This is a genomic window from Bartonella vinsonii subsp. berkhoffii ATCC 51672, from assembly GCF_902825225.1.
In the GTDB taxonomy this organism is placed as follows: Bacteria; Pseudomonadota; Alphaproteobacteria; order Rhizobiales; family Rhizobiaceae; genus Bartonella; species Bartonella berkhoffii.
In genome coordinates, this window is sequence record NZ_CADEAK010000111.1 from 1 (window position 1) to 525 (window position 525).

Annotated in this window: 1 protein-coding gene; it reads right to left on the bottom strand. The window is 36.0% G+C overall.

The features are described 5' to 3' along the window. Positions 1-7: 7 nt before the first annotated feature. Positions 8-304: a TrbJ/VirB5 family protein gene (locus J7R10_RS08495; protein ID WP_246787423.1), complete on the bottom strand. Its 297-nt coding sequence runs from the start codon at positions 302-304 to the stop codon at positions 8-10. Positions 305-525 lie beyond the last annotated feature (221 nt).

Consider the following 525-nt stretch of genomic DNA (forward strand, 5'->3'; position numbering starts at 1 on the left):
AAAAGTATTAAAAACGATTTTCAACGTCTTCAAAAGAATCTAAACTTACAGAATAATCTAGTATCGATGCAAATTGTAAACGGCCAGAAAGAGTATTGAAAATTTGATCAGAAGAAACAGAAATGTTGGTGGGTTCCTCTAATTCCTTTTGATATGATTCCCTTGAAAGCTTATCACTCTTATAGAGCGCTTCTGGTTCTTTGAGAAAAAAACTAGAAAAGTCTATTTTTTGAGGTTCTGTTTTCTGACTCTTTGTTATAGCCTGATAAGCTTTTTCTACTTGCGAAAGTTGTTCTTTTTTCAACGCAAGCTGTTTTTTTAAGAGCTCAATAATTTTTCCTTTTTTTAGAAGTTGAAGGATTTCCGAATATTCTGCTGATGGAGCAGGTTGTGGCTGTGGAACAGGCTATGGGGATTGCGTACATTTTTCTCGGAGTCCAGAGTAGTCTTTTCCAGTGTTCCTCTGTTCTTATTGTGCCTTTCCCATTGCTAGAAAATTGCATGCATCCGTTTGAGGAGAATTCG